The 14,468-nt window shown below is 71.7% G+C and carries 17 protein-coding genes; 9 read left to right on the top strand and 8 right to left on the bottom strand.

Features of this window, described 5'->3' with window-relative positions; all coding sequences use genetic code 11:
- Positions 1 to 198: 198 nt before the first annotated feature.
- Together NIE111_RS25990 and NIE111_RS25985 are read right to left on the bottom strand one after the other, a co-directional pair.
- Entirely contained in the window at positions 199 to 1,470 is a 1,272-nt protein-coding gene (locus NIE111_RS25990; RefSeq protein WP_238686946.1) for an FAD-binding protein, read from the bottom strand.
- Complete coding sequence (locus NIE111_RS25985; RefSeq protein WP_238686945.1) at positions 1,467 to 2,219, bottom strand: hypothetical protein; 753 nt, start codon at positions 2,217 to 2,219, stop codon at positions 1,467 to 1,469. The genes NIE111_RS25990 and NIE111_RS25985 overlap by 4 nt, the downstream gene beginning before the upstream one ends.
- Before the next feature lie 120 nt (positions 2,220 to 2,339).
- Between NIE111_RS25985 and NIE111_RS25980 the strand changes: the two genes are divergently transcribed.
- A complete protein-coding gene (locus tag NIE111_RS25980; protein ID WP_238686944.1) occupies positions 2,340 to 2,762 on the top strand; it encodes a hypothetical protein in 423 nt (140 codons plus the stop codon).
- Positions 2,763 to 2,780: 18 nt separating this feature from the next.
- On the opposite strand, the gene NIE111_RS25975 is transcribed toward NIE111_RS25980, so the two are convergent.
- Positions 2,781 to 3,707, bottom strand: a complete 927-nt coding sequence (locus NIE111_RS25975; RefSeq protein ID WP_238686943.1) for an LLM class F420-dependent oxidoreductase — start codon at positions 3,705 to 3,707, stop codon at positions 2,781 to 2,783.
- Between the two features lie 98 nt (positions 3,708 to 3,805).
- Here NIE111_RS25975 and NIE111_RS25970 point away from each other — a divergent pair, with 98 nt between their 5' ends.
- Together NIE111_RS25970 and NIE111_RS25965 are read left to right on the top strand one after the other, a co-directional pair.
- Positions 3,806 to 4,117, top strand: a complete 312-nt coding sequence (locus NIE111_RS25970) for an ArsR/SmtB family transcription factor (RefSeq protein WP_238686942.1) — start codon at positions 3,806 to 3,808, stop codon at positions 4,115 to 4,117.
- Positions 4,118 to 4,639, top strand: coding sequence for an SRPBCC family protein (locus NIE111_RS25965; RefSeq protein ID WP_238686941.1), 522 nt, complete (start codon positions 4,118 to 4,120; stop codon positions 4,637 to 4,639).
- 47 nt (positions 4,640 to 4,686) lie between these two features.
- On the opposite strand, the gene NIE111_RS25960 is transcribed toward NIE111_RS25965, so the two are convergent.
- From NIE111_RS25960 to NIE111_RS25950, 3 genes are all read right to left on the bottom strand, one after another.
- Entirely contained in the window at positions 4,687 to 5,724 is a 1,038-nt protein-coding gene (locus tag NIE111_RS25960) for a hypothetical protein (protein WP_238686940.1), read from the bottom strand.
- Positions 5,724 to 5,993 carry a hypothetical protein gene (locus NIE111_RS25955; protein WP_238686939.1) on the bottom strand — a complete coding sequence of 90 codons (270 nt, stop codon included), beginning with the start codon at positions 5,991 to 5,993 and terminating at the stop codon, positions 5,724 to 5,726. The genes NIE111_RS25960 and NIE111_RS25955 overlap by 1 nt, the downstream gene beginning before the upstream one ends.
- 443 nt (positions 5,994 to 6,436) lie before the next feature.
- Complete coding sequence (locus NIE111_RS25950) at positions 6,437 to 7,231, bottom strand: class I SAM-dependent methyltransferase (protein ID WP_238686938.1); 795 nt, start codon at positions 7,229 to 7,231, stop codon at positions 6,437 to 6,439.
- Between the two features lie 212 nt (positions 7,232 to 7,443).
- On the opposite strand from NIE111_RS25950, the gene NIE111_RS25945 reads away from it, so the two are divergent.
- The gene (locus tag NIE111_RS25945; RefSeq protein WP_238686937.1) at positions 7,444 to 7,923 is read left to right on the top strand and encodes a hypothetical protein; all 480 of its coding nucleotides are present in this window, start codon (positions 7,444 to 7,446) and stop codon (positions 7,921 to 7,923) included.
- A gap of 75 nt (positions 7,924 to 7,998) precedes the next feature.
- A complete protein-coding gene (locus NIE111_RS25940; RefSeq protein WP_238686936.1) occupies positions 7,999 to 9,222 on the top strand; it encodes an MFS transporter in 1,224 nt (407 codons plus the stop codon).
- A 6-nt stretch (positions 9,223 to 9,228) separates the two neighbouring features.
- On the opposite strand, the gene NIE111_RS25935 is transcribed toward NIE111_RS25940, so the two are convergent.
- Positions 9,229 to 9,822 (bottom strand): HD domain-containing protein, encoded by a 594-nt coding sequence (locus NIE111_RS25935; RefSeq protein ID WP_238686935.1) that lies wholly within the window; start codon positions 9,820 to 9,822, stop codon positions 9,229 to 9,231.
- Positions 9,823 to 9,926: 104 nt separating this feature from the next.
- On the opposite strand from NIE111_RS25935, the gene NIE111_RS25930 reads away from it, so the two are divergent.
- The 3 genes from NIE111_RS25930 (at position 9,927) to NIE111_RS25920 (ending at position 12,960) form a co-directional block, all read left to right on the top strand.
- Entirely contained in the window at positions 9,927 to 10,691 is a 765-nt protein-coding gene (locus tag NIE111_RS25930) for a hypothetical protein (protein ID WP_238686934.1), read from the top strand.
- A gap of 54 nt (positions 10,692 to 10,745) precedes the next feature.
- Positions 10,746 to 11,690, top strand: coding sequence for an RNA polymerase sigma-70 factor (locus tag NIE111_RS25925; RefSeq protein WP_238686933.1), 945 nt, complete (start codon positions 10,746 to 10,748; stop codon positions 11,688 to 11,690).
- An 82-nt stretch (positions 11,691 to 11,772) separates the two neighbouring features.
- On the top strand, positions 11,773 to 12,960 hold the full coding sequence (locus tag NIE111_RS25920) for an NAD(P)/FAD-dependent oxidoreductase (RefSeq protein WP_238686932.1): 1,188 nt from the start codon (positions 11,773 to 11,775) through the stop codon (positions 12,958 to 12,960).
- A gap of 76 nt (positions 12,961 to 13,036) precedes the next feature.
- Here the strand turns inward: NIE111_RS25920 and NIE111_RS25915 are convergent, their stop codons facing one another.
- Complete coding sequence (locus NIE111_RS25915) at positions 13,037 to 13,540, bottom strand: hypothetical protein (RefSeq protein WP_238686931.1); 504 nt, start codon at positions 13,538 to 13,540, stop codon at positions 13,037 to 13,039.
- A 70-nt stretch (positions 13,541 to 13,610) separates the two neighbouring features.
- Here NIE111_RS25915 and NIE111_RS25910 point away from each other — a divergent pair, with 70 nt between their 5' ends.
- Positions 13,611 to 14,195 carry a hypothetical protein gene (locus NIE111_RS25910; RefSeq protein ID WP_238686930.1) on the top strand — a complete coding sequence of 195 codons (585 nt, stop codon included), beginning with the start codon at positions 13,611 to 13,613 and terminating at the stop codon, positions 14,193 to 14,195.
- The last annotated feature ends 273 nt before the right edge of the window (positions 14,196 to 14,468 follow it).

Below are 14,468 nucleotides of genomic sequence, written 5' to 3'. Positions count from 1 at the left end.
GCGGCGGGGGCGGCGGGTGACTGGTTCGGGGGTGATGGCGGGTACGGGCTGCATGTCTCGCTCCGAGGGGGTGGAGCCGACGGTCCCGGGACGGGGACCGGACGATGAGACTCATCGACAGACATCAGTGTCTGTCCGGGGTCTTCCACCCCACCAATCCCAGCCGCCCCATGCCACAGCGCTATGGCACGCGCTCGGTCACCGGGGGAAGTAGCGGTCCAGGGCGTCGGTGCGGAACGTGCCCTTCGGGTCCAGGTCCGCCACGAGCGCGGCGAAGTCGGCGTACCTCGGGTAGCGGGCGGACAGCTCCGCCGGGTCGGTGACGAAGACCTTGCCCCAGTGTGGGCGGGCAGCGAAGGGCGCCAGCCGCTCCTCCACGGCGGCCACCACGGGCAGCACCGCCGCCGTGTCGTCGACCCAGGTGAAGTGCAGCACGAAGCTGTCCCGCCGGTAGTTCGGGCTGAGCCACAGCTCGTCGGCCGCCACCGTCCGCAGCTCGGACACCAGCAGCACCGGGGCGATCAGGTCCGCCAGGTCGTCCAGCGCGGCGAGCGCGTCCGCCGCCGCCGTACGGGCGACGTGGTACTCGGACTGCAGTTCGTCGCCGCTGCTCGGGGTGAAGCCGAGCTTGAAGTGCGGCAGCCGCTCGTGCCACGGGCCCGGCTCACCGAGCTGCGGGGTGCAGTTCTCCGCCGGCATCCCGAGCACCGGGTGCCGGGGCTGGTCGGCCGCTGTGGTGCCCAGCCAGTCCGCCGAGGGCGGCGGCTGGTCGGCCAACTGCTTGCGCCACACCTCGCGCAGCCGGGGCGTACGGAAGTCGGTGAAGACACTCACGCTGTACGCCGAGCCGAGCGCCTCGTCCAACGCCGTCCGGTCCAAGTCGAGGCGTACGTACTGGCGCAGCGCGAAGGTCGGCACGACGTCCAGGGTCACGCGGGTGACCAGGCCGAGCGCGCCGAGCCCGACCACCATGCCGGCGAACGTGTCGGTGTCGCGGTCGACCCGGAGCAGATCGCCGTCGGCGGTGACCAGTTCCAGACCGGCGACAGCGCTGGCCAGGTTGCCGTGGGTCTGGCCGGAGCCGTGGGTGGCGGTGGCCACCGCACCGGCCACCGAGATGTGCGGCAGCGAGGCGAGGTTCGCCAGCGCGTACCCCTGGGTGTGCAGCTGTCGGGCGAGGTCGCCGTAGCGCAGCGCGCCGCTCACGGTGACCTGTCCCCGCTCGTGGTCCACCTCGACGACCGGGGGCAGCCCGGCGAGGCTGACCAGGTCACCGTCGGTGTCGCCGAGACGGTTGAAGGAGTGCCCGCTGCCCACCGCCCGGATCCGGCTGCTGCCGGCGACGAGCTGGCGTAGTTCCTCGATCGAGGTGGGGCGGTGGAACGCCTTCGCGGCGTACCGCACGTTGCCGGCCCAGTTGCGGCGCGGAACCTCGGTGGTCGACGCGGCGTGCGATCCCTGCGCGGTCATGTGGCGGTCTCCCGATCGGTGCTCTGGTGGTCGGCCAACGCGGTGACGAGGGCGTCCAGAACCGTATCCGTCTGGATGGTGCTGTAACCACGTTGGGCGATCGGCAGACCGGCAGTGGTGGCCCGTTCGATCTCTCCCCGGGCCGCCTGCCGGGCTGACGCGTCCCCGGACATCAGTGCGTCCTGGCCGCGTCGGATCAACCGGTCGACCCGGTCCATCTGGTAGCCACGTAGGCCGACCGGGAGGTCCGGGGTCTCGAAGGCGGCGCGACGCAGCGCGAGCAGGTCGACGAAACGGCCGCCGGCGTATTGGGTGAGCGCGGCGGACACCTGCTCGGGCTGCTCACGGACCTGGTCGAGGACGAGCAATTCGACGGCCGCTCGGCCGTCGAGCGGGTGACGGGCGGTCACCGGCTCGATCGTCACACCCGGCACAGGCACCAACAGCAGTCGCGGCGGCTCCGGATGGCCGTCGCGTCGGGACGGCTCGTCGAGGACCAGCACGTCGACCTCGGCCCACCCGATCTCCCGACGCAGGCCGGGCCGCCGGATGCTGAGCCCGTCGGAGTGGATCCTGAACCGGAACGGCCGCATCGCGCTGACCAGTGCCACCGCGCCGAGCGCGATCGCCCCCACCGCGATGATCGTCCGCAGCAGGGCGCCCTCGCTGCGATAGACCAACAGCAGCACTCCACCGAGTACGCAGACCAGGGCGAGCGCACGGGCCCCCCGATTCCGGCGCAATTCCACGCTCGGACCCCCGTTTCATGACCGTGGCGTCGGTCCCGACATCTTCCGCCAGACCGGGCACCAAGGACACCGGTCGATCGGGCACGGTTGTTCTCGTCGTCGTCGGGGAACCCTACGCCCATGAGCAGCTACCGCGATCCGGCCGCACGAGGTGACGTCTTCCCCTCCGAGGAGGAACTGGACCCCACCGGCACCGAGGTCGAGCAGGCCAGCGCGCCGCCGGCCGGCGGGTTGCCGAGCCACCCGTCGCCCACCCCCGGGCCTCGACCGACACCGGCGCCCGCGCCCGCCCCGACGCCGGTGCCGGCACCCGGCCCGCCGCCGCGCGCCGGTGGCGCACAGTCGATCGTGACGCGTCACCTGGACGGCTCGGTGGAGGTGGTCACCGACCTCGACGGTGACGGCGTCGCCGACGTCGTCCAGATCGACGTGGACGGTGACGGGATCCCGGACATCACCTACGTGGACAGTGACCGCGACGGGCGTCTGGACACCGTGCTGGGCGACCCGAACGCGGTCGGGACGGGCGTGCACCGGGCCTGACCCGGGGGCGCGGTCGACTCAGAGCTTCGCCATCACCTCGCTGGCGACCAGCTCCAGGTGCTCCAGGTCGCTGAGGTCCAGCACCTGGAGGTAGAGCCGCTCGCTGCCGATCTCGGCGTACCGGCCGATGGTGTCCAGCACCTCGGCGGGCGTCCCGGCCAGGCCGTTTGCCCGCAGCTCGTCCGGTTCCCGGCCGATGGCGGCGGCCCGGCGGGCCACCTCGGCGTCGTCGCGCCCGCAGCAGAGCACCAGGGCGTTGGACCAGACCATCCCGGCCGGGTCCCGGCCGATCTCGGCGCAGGCCGCGCGGACCCTGTCGAACTGCGCCGCCGTGTCCGGCACCGAGGCGAACGGCAGGTTGAACTCGTCCGCGTAGCGGGCGGCCAGCCGAGGGGTGCGCTTCGGGCCCGTCCCGCCGAGCAGGATCGGAGGACGCGGCTGCACGGGCTTGGGCAGGGCGGGCGAGTCCCGGACCGGGTAGTACCTACCGTCGTGGTCGAACCGCTCCCCCGGCGGTGTGGCCCAGAGCCCGGTGATGACGGCGAGTTGCTCCTCCAGCCGGTCGAACCGCTCGGCCAGCGGTGGGAACGGGATGCCGTACGCGCTGTGCTCCTCGGCGTACCAGCCGGTGCCGATGCCCAGCTCCACCCGGCCGCCGCTCATCTGGTCGACCTGCGCGACTGTGATCGCCAGCGGGCCGGGCAGCCGGAAGGTGGCGGCGGTCATCAGCGTGCCGAGCCGGATGCGACTGGTCTCCCGGGCCAGGCCGGCGAGCGTGGTCCACGCGTCGGTGGGGCCGGGCTCGCCGCTCACGTCACCCATCATCAGGTAGTGGTCGGACCGGAAGAACGCGCCGTAGCCGGCGTCTTCCGCGCAGCGGGCGACGGCGAGCAACTGGTCGTAGCTGGCACCCTGCTGGGGCTCGGTGAAGATCCGAAGTTCCATGATCCGAGCATAGGGAGCCGATGGGCGGTGCCGCGTCGGGACGGCCGCTGTCGTCGTATGCTTTGACAGTCATATGACGGAGGAGGCATATTGGGCAGGTGTCCACCGACGCCTTCACCGTCCTCGCCGAGCCCACCCGGCGCCGGATCCTCGATCAGCTCCGCGACGCCGAACGCAGCGTCGGCGAGCTGGTCGACGGGCTCGGAGTCAGCCAGCCAGCCGTCTCCAAACACCTGCGGGTGCTTCGCGACGCCGGCTTCGTCACCTGCCGGACGGCCGCCCGACAGCGGATCTACCGCCTCGACCCCGGCCCGCTGCGGGACGTCGACGGCTGGCTCTCCCCGTACCGGCGGCTCTGGGCCCGACACCTGGACGCCCTGGAACGGCACCTCGACAGTCAGGAGCAGTAAATGGACCGCGACGCGTTCCGCCCGAGCCCACCCGCCGACGTGCGCGCCGACGACGGCGCGACACTGGTCTTCGTCCGCGACCTACGGCATCCGCCAGCCACCGTCTGGGCGGCGCTGACCGACCCGGACCAGCTCGCGCAGTGGGCGCCGTTCCTCGCCGACCGCGATCTCGGCCACGCCGGCACCGCCGTGCTCACCCTCGTCGACGGCGAGACGACCCAGGAGGACCCGGCGACGGTACGCAGGGCCGAGCCGCCGCACCTGCTGGAGTACACCTGGGGCGACGACCTGCTGCGCTGGGAGTTGAGCCCGCTGGGCAGCGGCACCCGGCTCACCCTGCGGCACACAGTCGCCGACCGGGGCCTGCTGCCGATGGTCGCGGCCGGCTGGCACCTCTGCCTCGACGTGGCCGACCGGATGCTCGACGGCGACCCGGTCGGCCCGATCCGCGGCGCGGAGGCCAAGGACTACGGCTGGCCCGAGCTGCGCGACGCGTACGCCGAACGGCTCGGCGAGGGCTGACCGGTGCGGTCCCGGCGGCCCCGGAGCCCGGAGCCGCCGGAACCCGCTCAGACGTACGGCCGCTTGGCGTACGCCTCGCGGAGCGCGGCCAACCCGACGGCCTTCGGCGTCAGGGTGCCCCATCCGGAGTTGAAGTAGTTGGTGCGCACGATCCGTGGCCCACGCTCGGCGTTGAGCTGAGCGATCGCCGCCGGCACCGTGGCGATCCAGGCCGCCTGGTCCGGGATCTCGGCCGACCTGACCCCCCACTCGGCGATGATCACCGGTCGGGACAGCGCCACCGGGCCGAGATCCGCGACCGCCCAGTCCTTGGTACGCCGAAACCGGGCCAGCGCCGTGTGGCTGGCGTTGGTGCCGTACGCGTTCCACTGGAGATAGTCGAGGCGGGACATCAGCGACTCCGGGTGGGTGCGCTGAAAGCAGGCCCGGTCGAAGCCGCCCAGCCCCACCGAGAAGGTCGTCCCGGCCGGCAGCGTCCGCGCCTTGAACCACGTCAGGATGTAGTTCATCGCCTGCACCGCCCGAGCGTCCGACTCGGCCCAGGTGTACGCCTTGCCGTCCTCGGTGGTGCCGAACTCGTGATCGGTGTCCAGTTCCGAGGCGAGCTGGATGTTCACCCCGAAACCGAGCGTCCGGTACTGCGACAGGGCACGGGCCAGCAACCCGTCACACTGCCCCTTGATCACCTGGCCGTACCCGTACGCCTTCGGCCAGGTCGCGCCGGGGCGCTGCTGGATGGTCATCGTCGGCGCCGGCACCGTGTAGCTGGTGCCGTCCACCGTGAAGCTCTGCGGTCCGTAGTTCGGAGCGCCGTAGTGCTTCAGCTCCAGGACCATGTTCATCTGCACCCCGGCCTTGCCCAGGCTGACCAGCCAGGGCCTGTTGTAGCCGGGGAAGATGTAGCCGTCGGCGAGGCTGCGGTACTGGGTGAGCGACCGGAAGTTGCCGCCGGCCATGTCGGCGGTCGGATCGGCGCCGCCGGAGAGGTAGTAGCCGCCGAGCACTGGTTGGCCCAGGCTGTAGTCGGCGGTCGCCGTCGCGGTGTTGCCGGCGGCGTCGCGGACCTGGACGGTTACCCGGGGCATCACGCCACCGACCGATACACGGCCACGGAGCCGTTGTCGGAAACCCGGGTCCAGGTACGTCCGGAGTTGTCGGTGACGCTCACGCTGAGCGGGTCGATGACCGCCGTGACCTTGACCGGCGCGCTGCTGTTGCCCTGCGCGTCGGTGACCACGATGGTGACGGTCAGCGGTTTGGTGTCGGCGTCGGAGTAGGTGACTGTCAGCAGCATCTGGTCACCCGGCGCGAAGACGGATGCGTTCAGGGCTGCGGTTGCAGTGGGAGCGGCCATGTCGGGCCCTTTCTTGCTCGGTCGCCAGGGCTCCGACGCGCGGTTCAGCGACGTCGGACCCGGCGGGGTCCACAGTGCGAAAGGCCGGCGGGGCACGGGGACGGTAGGCACGACCGGCGGACGGCGCTGCCTGACTGCCGGTGGTGCTGACGTCCTTGTCCCGATGGGCGGAGGCACCGCTGCGGGCGCCCGCAGGGGTGTCGGTGACAGCCACGGCCTGTCGTACGCGCGATCGGCACGGCGGCTGTGCCGTGACCGCCACGGCTTCGAGGCCGGGCTGGGTGAGGGCGACACCGGTGCGGACGATGTTGTCCCCACCGGGCCGGAGGATCGGGATGTGGCCCGCCACCCGTCTACCTCCACCTGCCCCAAGGGTGCTCTACCAGGGGCTTTGCCGTCTTGTCCGAATTGCGACAAGGGCCCGGAACGGCTCGGCGCGACGGTTACTCGGGCGGCGTGCCGCGTACGGCCCAGGCCCGCGCGGTGAGCCCGATCGAGCCGTCCGGCTCGACCGGCAGCCGGGTGGCCAGCGACTCCCGCAGCGCGGCCCGGTCGGATTCGGCCAACGTCGCGACGTACCCCGGCGCCGACCCCTGACCGCCGAGGAACGGCGTCCAGTAGTCGGCGAAGTCGGTGAAGGTCGTCGGTACGTCCACCGGCCAGACCGACACGTCCCGCAACCCGGCCCACTCCCACAGCGTGCGGAGCGCGTCGGGCTGGCACACAGTGGTGCGGTTCCCCTCGTCCAGCTTCGCCGAGGCCGGGTCAAGCTGTGCGGCGGCGGCCCAGAAGTGCCGCATCATCGCCATCCCCTCGGCGTAGTCCCAGACGTAGGCGGCCACCACCCCGGCCGGCCGGACCACCCGGGCGAACTCCGCCACCGCCCGCGCGGGCTCCGGCACGAAGTTGAGCGTCAGTCCGCTGACCACCACGTCCGCGACGCGATCGGGCAGCGGCAGCGCCCGCGCGTCACCGACCCGGAAGACCGCCCGGGGATCGGTGACCCGGGTACGCGCGACGGCGACGAAACCCTCCGACGGGTCGATGCCGGTTATCTCGGCGGGATCGTGGTAGCTGAGGATCGTCGAGGTCAGCGCCCCGGTGCCGCTCCCCACGTCGAGCCAGTGCCGCCCCGGCGCAACGGCCAACCCGCGCAGGAACTCCACAGCGACCAGGCGGCTCCACCGACCCACGTACGCCTCGTACGCGTCACCGTTCGCCCACACCGGCTGCACCATCGGAGAACGATACGACAGGCGACCTGCTGGACCGGTGTGACCGCCTCGGCACGCCGGTGCGGCTGAACGTCCTGCGGGGCAGCCCGGCCCGGAGGCTGTACGAGCGGCACGGCTTCACAGTGGACACCGAGGGCCCGGTGGACGTGTTCATGGTCCGGGCGCCCAGGACGATCAGCGCCGAGTCTGGGACAGTGTCAATGTAACGTTGACAGATGACGTCGGAGCTGGCTCGGTTGGCGGAGGTCCGCGCTACCCGCGCCCGCCTGGACGAGCAGGAGCTGGAGATCATCGACCGCGCGCGCCACGACGGCGCGACGTGGGCCCAGATCGCGACCGCGCTCGGCCTCGGCAGCCGGCAGGCCGCCGAGCAGCGTCGACAACGGCTGGTGGCGGCGCGATGGTCGCGGCGGCGGCAGCTCGACCTCCGGATGCCTCCGCAGATCGGGGCGCTGCGGGCGGCGGTGGCCGACCTCGCCCGGTGGATCGGCGCCGACCAGCGGTGGGACAGCCGATTTCGTCGAGCGGCGCTCGTGCGGAGCACGGTCGACGCCGCGTTGGATGCCGCCCCGGGCCCGCTGCACGCGTTGGCGGCGCTCCTCGCCACCGATCTCGCCGAAGCGGGTGAGCGGCTACCCGCGCCCGCTCGGACCGCCGCCTCGACGATCGACGCCGCCCTGTCAATGAATCGTTGACAGGGCGCAGTGGCATTGCCTGTGTCTCGCTCAAGCTTGAGGATGTGAGTCACCTCGACTCAACTCGGAGGGCTCATGCGCCGCAACGCGGGCCTGTTCGTGGCGATCTCCCTGCTGTCCGGCTTCGGCGGCAGCGCCATGTCAGTGGTCGCCGGCATCTGGATCCTGGACCTCACCGGCTCCACCAGCCTCGCCGCCCTCGCCGGGCTCTGCGTGTACGCCCCGGTGCTCGCCGGCCCGTGGCTGGGCGGTCTGCTCGACCGGGCACCCCGGCGGCCACTGGTCATCGCCGTCAACCTCATGCTGGCCGCCGCCCTGCTCGCACTGCTCGCGGTGCGCGGGCCGGGGCAGACGTGGCTGATCTTCGCCGTCTCGTGCGCCTACGGCGTCAGCTACGTGCTGATCGACGCCGGTGAGACGGCGCTGCTGCCGTCGGCACTCGCGCCGACCGAACTCGGCGACGTCAACGGATGGCGCTCCAGCGCACAGGAGGGCATGAAGCTCGTCGCTCCAGTGGCCGGGGCCGGCCTCTACGCGTGGCGGGGCGGCCACGCGGTCGCCGTCCTCAGTGCGGCCGCGCCGGTCCTGGTCGCCACCCTGTACGCGCTCCTTCGCCTGAGCCCGACGCCCGCCGAGCGGCCCACCGAACGCGGCGACGGCCCGCGTACCGGGTTGGTGGTCCTGTTCGGGAAGCGAGCAACAGGGCTACCGGTCGTGCTCGCCGCGGTGTCGATCGCCATGTCCGGCTTCACGACGGCGGGCATCTACGCGATCGTCGTGACCGATCTGCGCCTGCCGACGACGTTCCTGGGCGTGCTGGCCGGCGCGCAGGGCGCCGGTTCCATTCTCGGTGGCCTGATCGTCGGCCGGCTCATCGCGACAAGAGGTCCCGTTGCCGTCGGTGTCGTCGGAACGGCACTGTTCGCGATCGGCTGCCTGGCGCGCTGCCTGCCGTGGTGGCCGGCCACTGTCGTCGGGGCGATGGTGGCCGGCGTCGGGCTGCCCTGGACCCTGGTCGCGGCGGTCACCGCCGTGCAGACCCACACGCCGTCGGCGCGGCTGGGACGGGTCTCCGCGACGGCCAACACCGCGATGTTCGGACCGCTCGTCGTGGCGATCCCGCTCGGCTCCGCTGCCGCCGTCCACCTCGGCGCCCGCCCGCCGCTCATGGCAGCCGCGGCGATCTGCCTGACCGCAGCGGTGGTGGCCAGCCTCCACGACCGGTCGACGCCGTACGACGAAACACCGACCGCGCGCCCACCACGCCGATCGGTGGGAACGGGTCCGGCGAGCCGCTGACCGGGGTCACCCGCGTACCGGATGGGTCGCCTGGAAGGCGAGTCGACGGTCCGCGTCGGCGGCGATCCGGTCGAGGATGTCGTCCAGGTCGAGGAAGACCGACCAGCGCTCCCGGCCGGTGGCGTGGGCCAGCCGGTCCACGAGCAACTCTTCCAGGTCCGTGACCCGCTTTCCCTTCCACACCTTGTCGGCCACGCTGACCAGCAGGTCGTCGACGCCGACGCCGTCCTGGTGCCAGGACGCGTGGTCGCGCGCGAACCGGGCCGACGAATCGGCGACGCCGTGCTGGAGCAGCAGCTCGTAACCGGCGGGCTCGTGCGCGGAACCGGGCCCGGACAACTCCTCCGGGTGCCGGACCTTGCCGATGTCGTGGGTGGCGGCGCCGAAGAGCACCGCCTCGCTGTCGAACGGGAGTTGCGGGAACCGGTGCGCCATCGCGTCGGTGAGCTGCGCGGCCACGTCGTGCACGGCCCGCAGGTGCGCGGCTAGGCGCGGCGGCGCGTCCAGGGCCTCCAGTAGGGCGACGACCTGGTCGGGCAGGGGCCGTAGCGGCGGGTCCGCGGGTGCGGTGAGGGCTCGGCGCAACGGATCGGACGTCACCGCGGCAAGGGTACGACCACAGCGCACTCCCGGCCCCTCCCGCGGGACATCCAGAGCTGGTTGCGCTCGGCTACGCTCCCCCGCACCAGGGAAGGGGTCCATCGGTGCGAGATCGACTACGGCAGGTCGCGATGGTGCTGCTCGGCGCGGCGCTGTTCGGCACCGCCGGCCTGAGCCTCGGCTCCTGGTACGCCGGCCGCGGCACCGTGCCAGTCAACTTCGACCGGGTACAGAGCATGGCGGCGGAGTTGCTTCCCGGCACCGAGTCAGTCGGTTCGAGCGTCGGCCTCAACTACGTCCACGGTGCCCTGGGCCCCGACGACTTCGGCTCGGCGTACGCGGAATACCACTACGTCGACGCTATAGCTGACGAATGCAGGCACTCCGAATTGGTACGGCGCAACGCCACCGCACTGGGTTGGCAGGGCAACCATCGGGTCACTGGCTCGCCATGCGATGGCTGGCGGGCCGAACGGGACGGGCTGACCGCCACGCTCACCCAGGTGGACCGCATGGCGGTCCTGAGGTTCGTGCCAGCCGCGCCGGACGGCTACGTCACCGTCATCCTCATTGCCACCGTCCCGGGTGCCGCGGCCGGCGCGGTGCTGTTCGGGCTGGCGGGACGGCGACGTCCACCCGTACCCCGACTGGTGGGCACACTGGTGACGATCGTTCTCCTCCCCGGCGTCGTCCTCACCTGGCAGGGCCTGCTGGCGAATGGATTGGCCGAACCGACGTGGCCGGTCTGGCCGGCCCTCGCTCCCGTGCTGGTGCCGCTGGCGCTCGTGCTGCTGCTGGCCGGGCGGATCTTCTACGTGGGTCGGCGGAAGCCGAGCCAGGTCTCCGGCCCCAGCACGACCCAACCCTGAACCGTCCGCCGTCCGCCGTCCGCCGTCCGCCGTCCGCCTGGATACTGTCTAGTCATGCCGCTCAGTCCGGACGAGGTCGAGGTGTTCGAGCACTCCAGGGCCCGCCTGGAGGCGATCGCCTATCGCCTGCTGGGCTCGGCCAGCGACGCGGAGGACGCCGTCCAGGACACCTTCCTCCGCTGGCAGGGCGCCAACCGGGAGCACGTCGAGACGCCCGAGGCGTGGCTGACGAAGGTCCTCACCAACGTGTGCCTCAACCAGCTGACCTCGGCGCGGGCCAGGCGGGAGACCTATGTGGGCACGTGGCTGCCCGAGCCGGTCCTCGCCGGGGACCGGATGCTCGGCCCGCTCGACACCGCCGAGCAACGCGAGTCGGTCTCGATGGCGGTGCTCACCCTGCTGGAGCGCTTGTCGCCGAACGAACGCGCGGTGTACGTGCTGCGGGAGGCCTTCGGCTACTCGCACGGTGAGATCGCCGAGATCCTCGGCATGACCGAGTCGAACTGCCAGCAGACCTACCGGCGCGCCAAGCAGCACGTCGCCGCCGAACGGTCCCGCGCGGAGGTCGACCTGGCCACCGCCCGGAAGGTCGTCGCGGAGTTCCTCACGGCGGCCAACAACGGCGAGATTCAGCGGCTGGTGGAGTTGCTGACCGACGACGCGACGAGCACCGCCGACGGCGGCGGCAAGATCCCGGCCCGGTCCGCGCCCATCGTCGGCGCGCTGGCGGTGGCGAAGTTCCTGCGTGGCCTGTTCAAGCCCGCCGACGTCAAACGGGACCTGGTCGGTGGCAGCCCCGCCATGTACGTCACCACCGCCAACGGCGCTCCGGCCGTGGTGGTCGTGATCGACGATCGGGTCATCGGCGTGATGTCGGTGCAGGTGACGCCCGAGGGTGTCACGGCCATCCACAACCAGGTCAACCCCGACAAGCTCGTCCGCGCCACCCGGCAGTGGTCCGCCTCGGAGCACGAGGAGCCCACCCTCCGCGTCTGGTGATCCAGCTCATAGCCAACTCCTGTCAGGAATCGCGTCGCTGTCCGGTTCAGGAAGCGACCATCACCGAGACAGGAGTGCCACCATGAAGCACCGCATCGTCGTCCTCGGAGCGGGTTACGCCGGAGCCATGGCCGCCGGGCGCCTCGCCAAGCGGCTGCACCGGGACGACACCGAGATCACCCTCGTCAACGCCGACGCGGACTTCGTCGAGCGGGTCCGCATGCACCAACTCGCCACCGGACAGAACCTCACACCACGCCCACTGAGCAAGGTCTACGCCGGCACCGGCGTCAACCCTCGACGGGCGCGGGTCACCGCCGTCGACGTCGACCGCAGGACCGTCGCGCTCGCCGACGACAACGGCACCGACGAGATCGCGTACGACACGCTCGTCTACGCCCTCGGCAGCGTTGCCGCCGACCACGGCGTCCCCGGGGTCGCCGAGCACGCGTACGACATCGCCGGCAGGCCCTCGGCGCTGCGGTTGCGCGACCGCCTCGCCCACCTCGCGGCCGGCGGGACCGTGCTCGTCGTCGGCGGCGGCCTCACCGGCCTGGAAGCGGTCACCGAGATCGCGGAGACCCGGCCGGACCTCGATGTCGCGCTCGCCGCGCGCGGGGGTCTCGGCGACTGGCTCAACGGCAAGGCGCAGCAGCACCTGCGTGGCGTCTGCGACCGGCTCGGCATCACGGTGCACGAGCACACCGACATCGCGCGGGTCGAGGCGGCCGGTGCGGTCACCCGCGACGGTCGGGAGATTCCGGCCCAGGTGACGGTGTGGACGACCGGCTTCGCCGTGCACCCCATCGCCGCCGCCACGACCCTGACGGTCGCGGCGACCGGACAGATCGTCGTCGACTCCAGCATGCGGTCGGTCTCGCACCCCGAGGTGTACGCGGTGGGCGACGCCGCGATCGCCGAAGGACCGGGCGGCAAGCCACTGCGGATGTCCTGCGCCTCGGGCATCCCGATGGCCTGGCAGGCCGCCGACGCCATCGCCGCACGCCTGACCGGTCGGGCGAAGTTCCCCAAGGCCCCGCTGCGCTACTTCAACCAGTGCATCAGCCTCGGCCGCCGCGACGGCATCATCCAGTACGTGACCGCCGACGACCGGGCCAGGCCGGCCCAGCTCACCGGGAAGCTGGCGGCCCGCTACAAGGAGTTCGTCTGCGCGGGCGCCGCCTGGAGCATCGCGCACCCGGTCCTGTACCCGGTCCGCCGTCACCGCGTCGTCCCGACCCGCTCGGAGATCCGTACGGCAGCGTCCTGACAGGTGGCTGAGGCACGACGCCCGGCTCCGGTGCTCCGGTGCTCCGGCAGTGAGCCAACCCAGGCGGGCGGCGGCGTCAGTGTCCTCGCGGGTTGACCGAGGGCGCGGTCCTCTGGAGATACCGCATCAACGACCGCCTGCCCAACTTCAACGCCGCGCTGGTGACCGCCTGATCGCGTTGATGGGAGAGTTCGGCAAACCGGGCTCGCACATCGGTCAGCGGTTGGTGTGGCGCCCAGATGGTCCGGAAGGCCCTGGCCTGGTCGGCCAGGGCCTGGTTGGCCGCAGCGGAGGTGAACGCCACTTCGCTGCGGTGGGCGGCCCCGGAACTGCTGGCCACCGAGGCGAGGCCAGCGGCCACCAGGGCCGCGATCGCGGCCGCCGTGCCCAACTCGGCGGAGGCCAGCCCGGCCGCCCCCGACGCGCCGGCGAGGACCGCCGACGAGACAGTGGTCAGGGTGCTCCAGCGTTGCCAGAACGCGGCTTGCCTCCGTTGAAGTGAAGCCCAGGAGTCGTGCCGCTGCTCGAGCAACTCGGCTTCAGCGATGAAGACGGCACGCTCCCGCTGCTCCCCATCCATGCATCACATCGTGTCAGAGGTCCGCACAGCCGCCTCCTGACCGGACATGTGCCAGCCCTAGGCTGTCGCAATGGCGGCGGAACATGTGGTGATCGATCTCGACGAACACGGTCCTGAGCCGGCCCAACGGAGTGGCAGCACCCACGGGAACATCGCGAACAAACGGAAGATACTCCTTTCACTCGTCGCCGCCTTCGCGATCGGTGTGGTGCTCGGCGGCATCGGTGTCGGCGAGTTGCGCGACTCTCGGGCACAGCGCGGGCAGTCCACTGTGGTCTCGCTCGTGGCCCTACCTGAGTCGGGCTTCTCGGGAGGCTTCAACAGCAGGGGAACCGTCCTGCTGAACGGGCAGCTGACACTGATCAACACCGGCCCCGCGCCGATCACGATCCGCGCGGCCCAGGCAGAAAGGCCGGGCGTCCAGGTACGGAGTATGGGCCAGGCCCGGCAGGTTCGCCCGGGTGGCACCGGCCAGATCCCCGTCGAACTGCAATTGGAGTGCGCGACGGCGTTCGAGCTGGAGCCATTGTCGGTGCGGTTCTCCGTCGAGACCGAGGACAAGCGGCTCAGAGAGGCGCGCTACCCCGTCGCTCTCGTCGGAAGCGCCTGGCAGGAGGACGCCCAGCGCCTGTGCGATCCCCGACTCGACTCATAGCTGGGGCCACCCACCTTCCAGCGGCTCATCGAGGTGCGAGGACCCGCCGCGAGGCGACAGAAGTCCGGCCGTGTGGGTGTCGGGCGGGCCGGAGTCCCGCTGGGCGCCGGCCCGCCCGCATTCGCCCGAAGCCGATTACCAGCCGTGACCCCAACCGGCCTGAGCCGGCGCGGCCATCCAGGTGGCCGCAACGATGGCCCCGACGGCCGCTGCGTAGATAACACGACGGATTCGCATGATGTCTCCCTCTCCAGGGGTGTGTGTCGCCGCTTG

The organism is Micromonospora hortensis, assembly GCF_022230935.1.
In the GTDB taxonomy this organism is placed as follows: Bacteria; Actinomycetota; Actinomycetes; order Mycobacteriales; family Micromonosporaceae; genus Micromonospora; species Micromonospora hortensis.
The sequence above is the reverse complement of the archived record's forward strand: the minus strand, read 5'-3'. Positions and strand labels throughout refer to the sequence as shown.

Excerpts from the sequence above, each read along its gene's own strand:
- NIE111_RS25910 (WP_238686930.1), top strand. The coding sequence starts at position 13,611 with ATGGCGGCGGAACATGTGGTGATCGATCTCGACGAACACGGTCCTGAG.
- NIE111_RS25945 (WP_238686937.1), top strand. The coding sequence starts at position 7,444 with ATGACGTCGGAGCTGGCTCGGTTGGCGGAGGTCCGCGCTACCCGCGCC.
- NIE111_RS25975 (WP_238686943.1), bottom strand. The coding sequence starts at position 3,707 with ATGGAACTTCGGATCTTCACCGAGCCCCAGCAGGGTGCCAGCTACGAC.
- NIE111_RS25920 (WP_238686932.1), top strand. The coding sequence starts at position 11,773 with ATGAAGCACCGCATCGTCGTCCTCGGAGCGGGTTACGCCGGAGCCATG.
- NIE111_RS25950 (WP_238686938.1), bottom strand. The coding sequence starts at position 7,231 with ATGGTGCAGCCGGTGTGGGCGAACGGTGACGCGTACGAGGCGTACGTG.
- NIE111_RS25955 (WP_238686939.1), bottom strand. The coding sequence starts at position 5,993 with ATGGCCGCTCCCACTGCAACCGCAGCCCTGAACGCATCCGTCTTCGCG.
- NIE111_RS25965 (WP_238686941.1), top strand. The coding sequence starts at position 4,118 with ATGGACCGCGACGCGTTCCGCCCGAGCCCACCCGCCGACGTGCGCGCC.
- NIE111_RS25960 (WP_238686940.1), bottom strand. The coding sequence starts at position 5,724 with ATGCCCCGGGTAACCGTCCAGGTCCGCGACGCCGCCGGCAACACCGCG.
- NIE111_RS25925 (WP_238686933.1), top strand. The coding sequence starts at position 10,746 with ATGCCGCTCAGTCCGGACGAGGTCGAGGTGTTCGAGCACTCCAGGGCC.
- NIE111_RS25940 (WP_238686936.1), top strand. The coding sequence starts at position 7,999 with ATGCGCCGCAACGCGGGCCTGTTCGTGGCGATCTCCCTGCTGTCCGGC.
- NIE111_RS25980 (WP_238686944.1), top strand. The coding sequence starts at position 2,340 with ATGAGCAGCTACCGCGATCCGGCCGCACGAGGTGACGTCTTCCCCTCC.
- NIE111_RS25915 (WP_238686931.1), bottom strand. The coding sequence starts at position 13,540 with ATGGATGGGGAGCAGCGGGAGCGTGCCGTCTTCATCGCTGAAGCCGAG.
- NIE111_RS25990 (WP_238686946.1), bottom strand. The coding sequence starts at position 1,470 with ATGACCGCGCAGGGATCGCACGCCGCGTCGACCACCGAGGTTCCGCGC.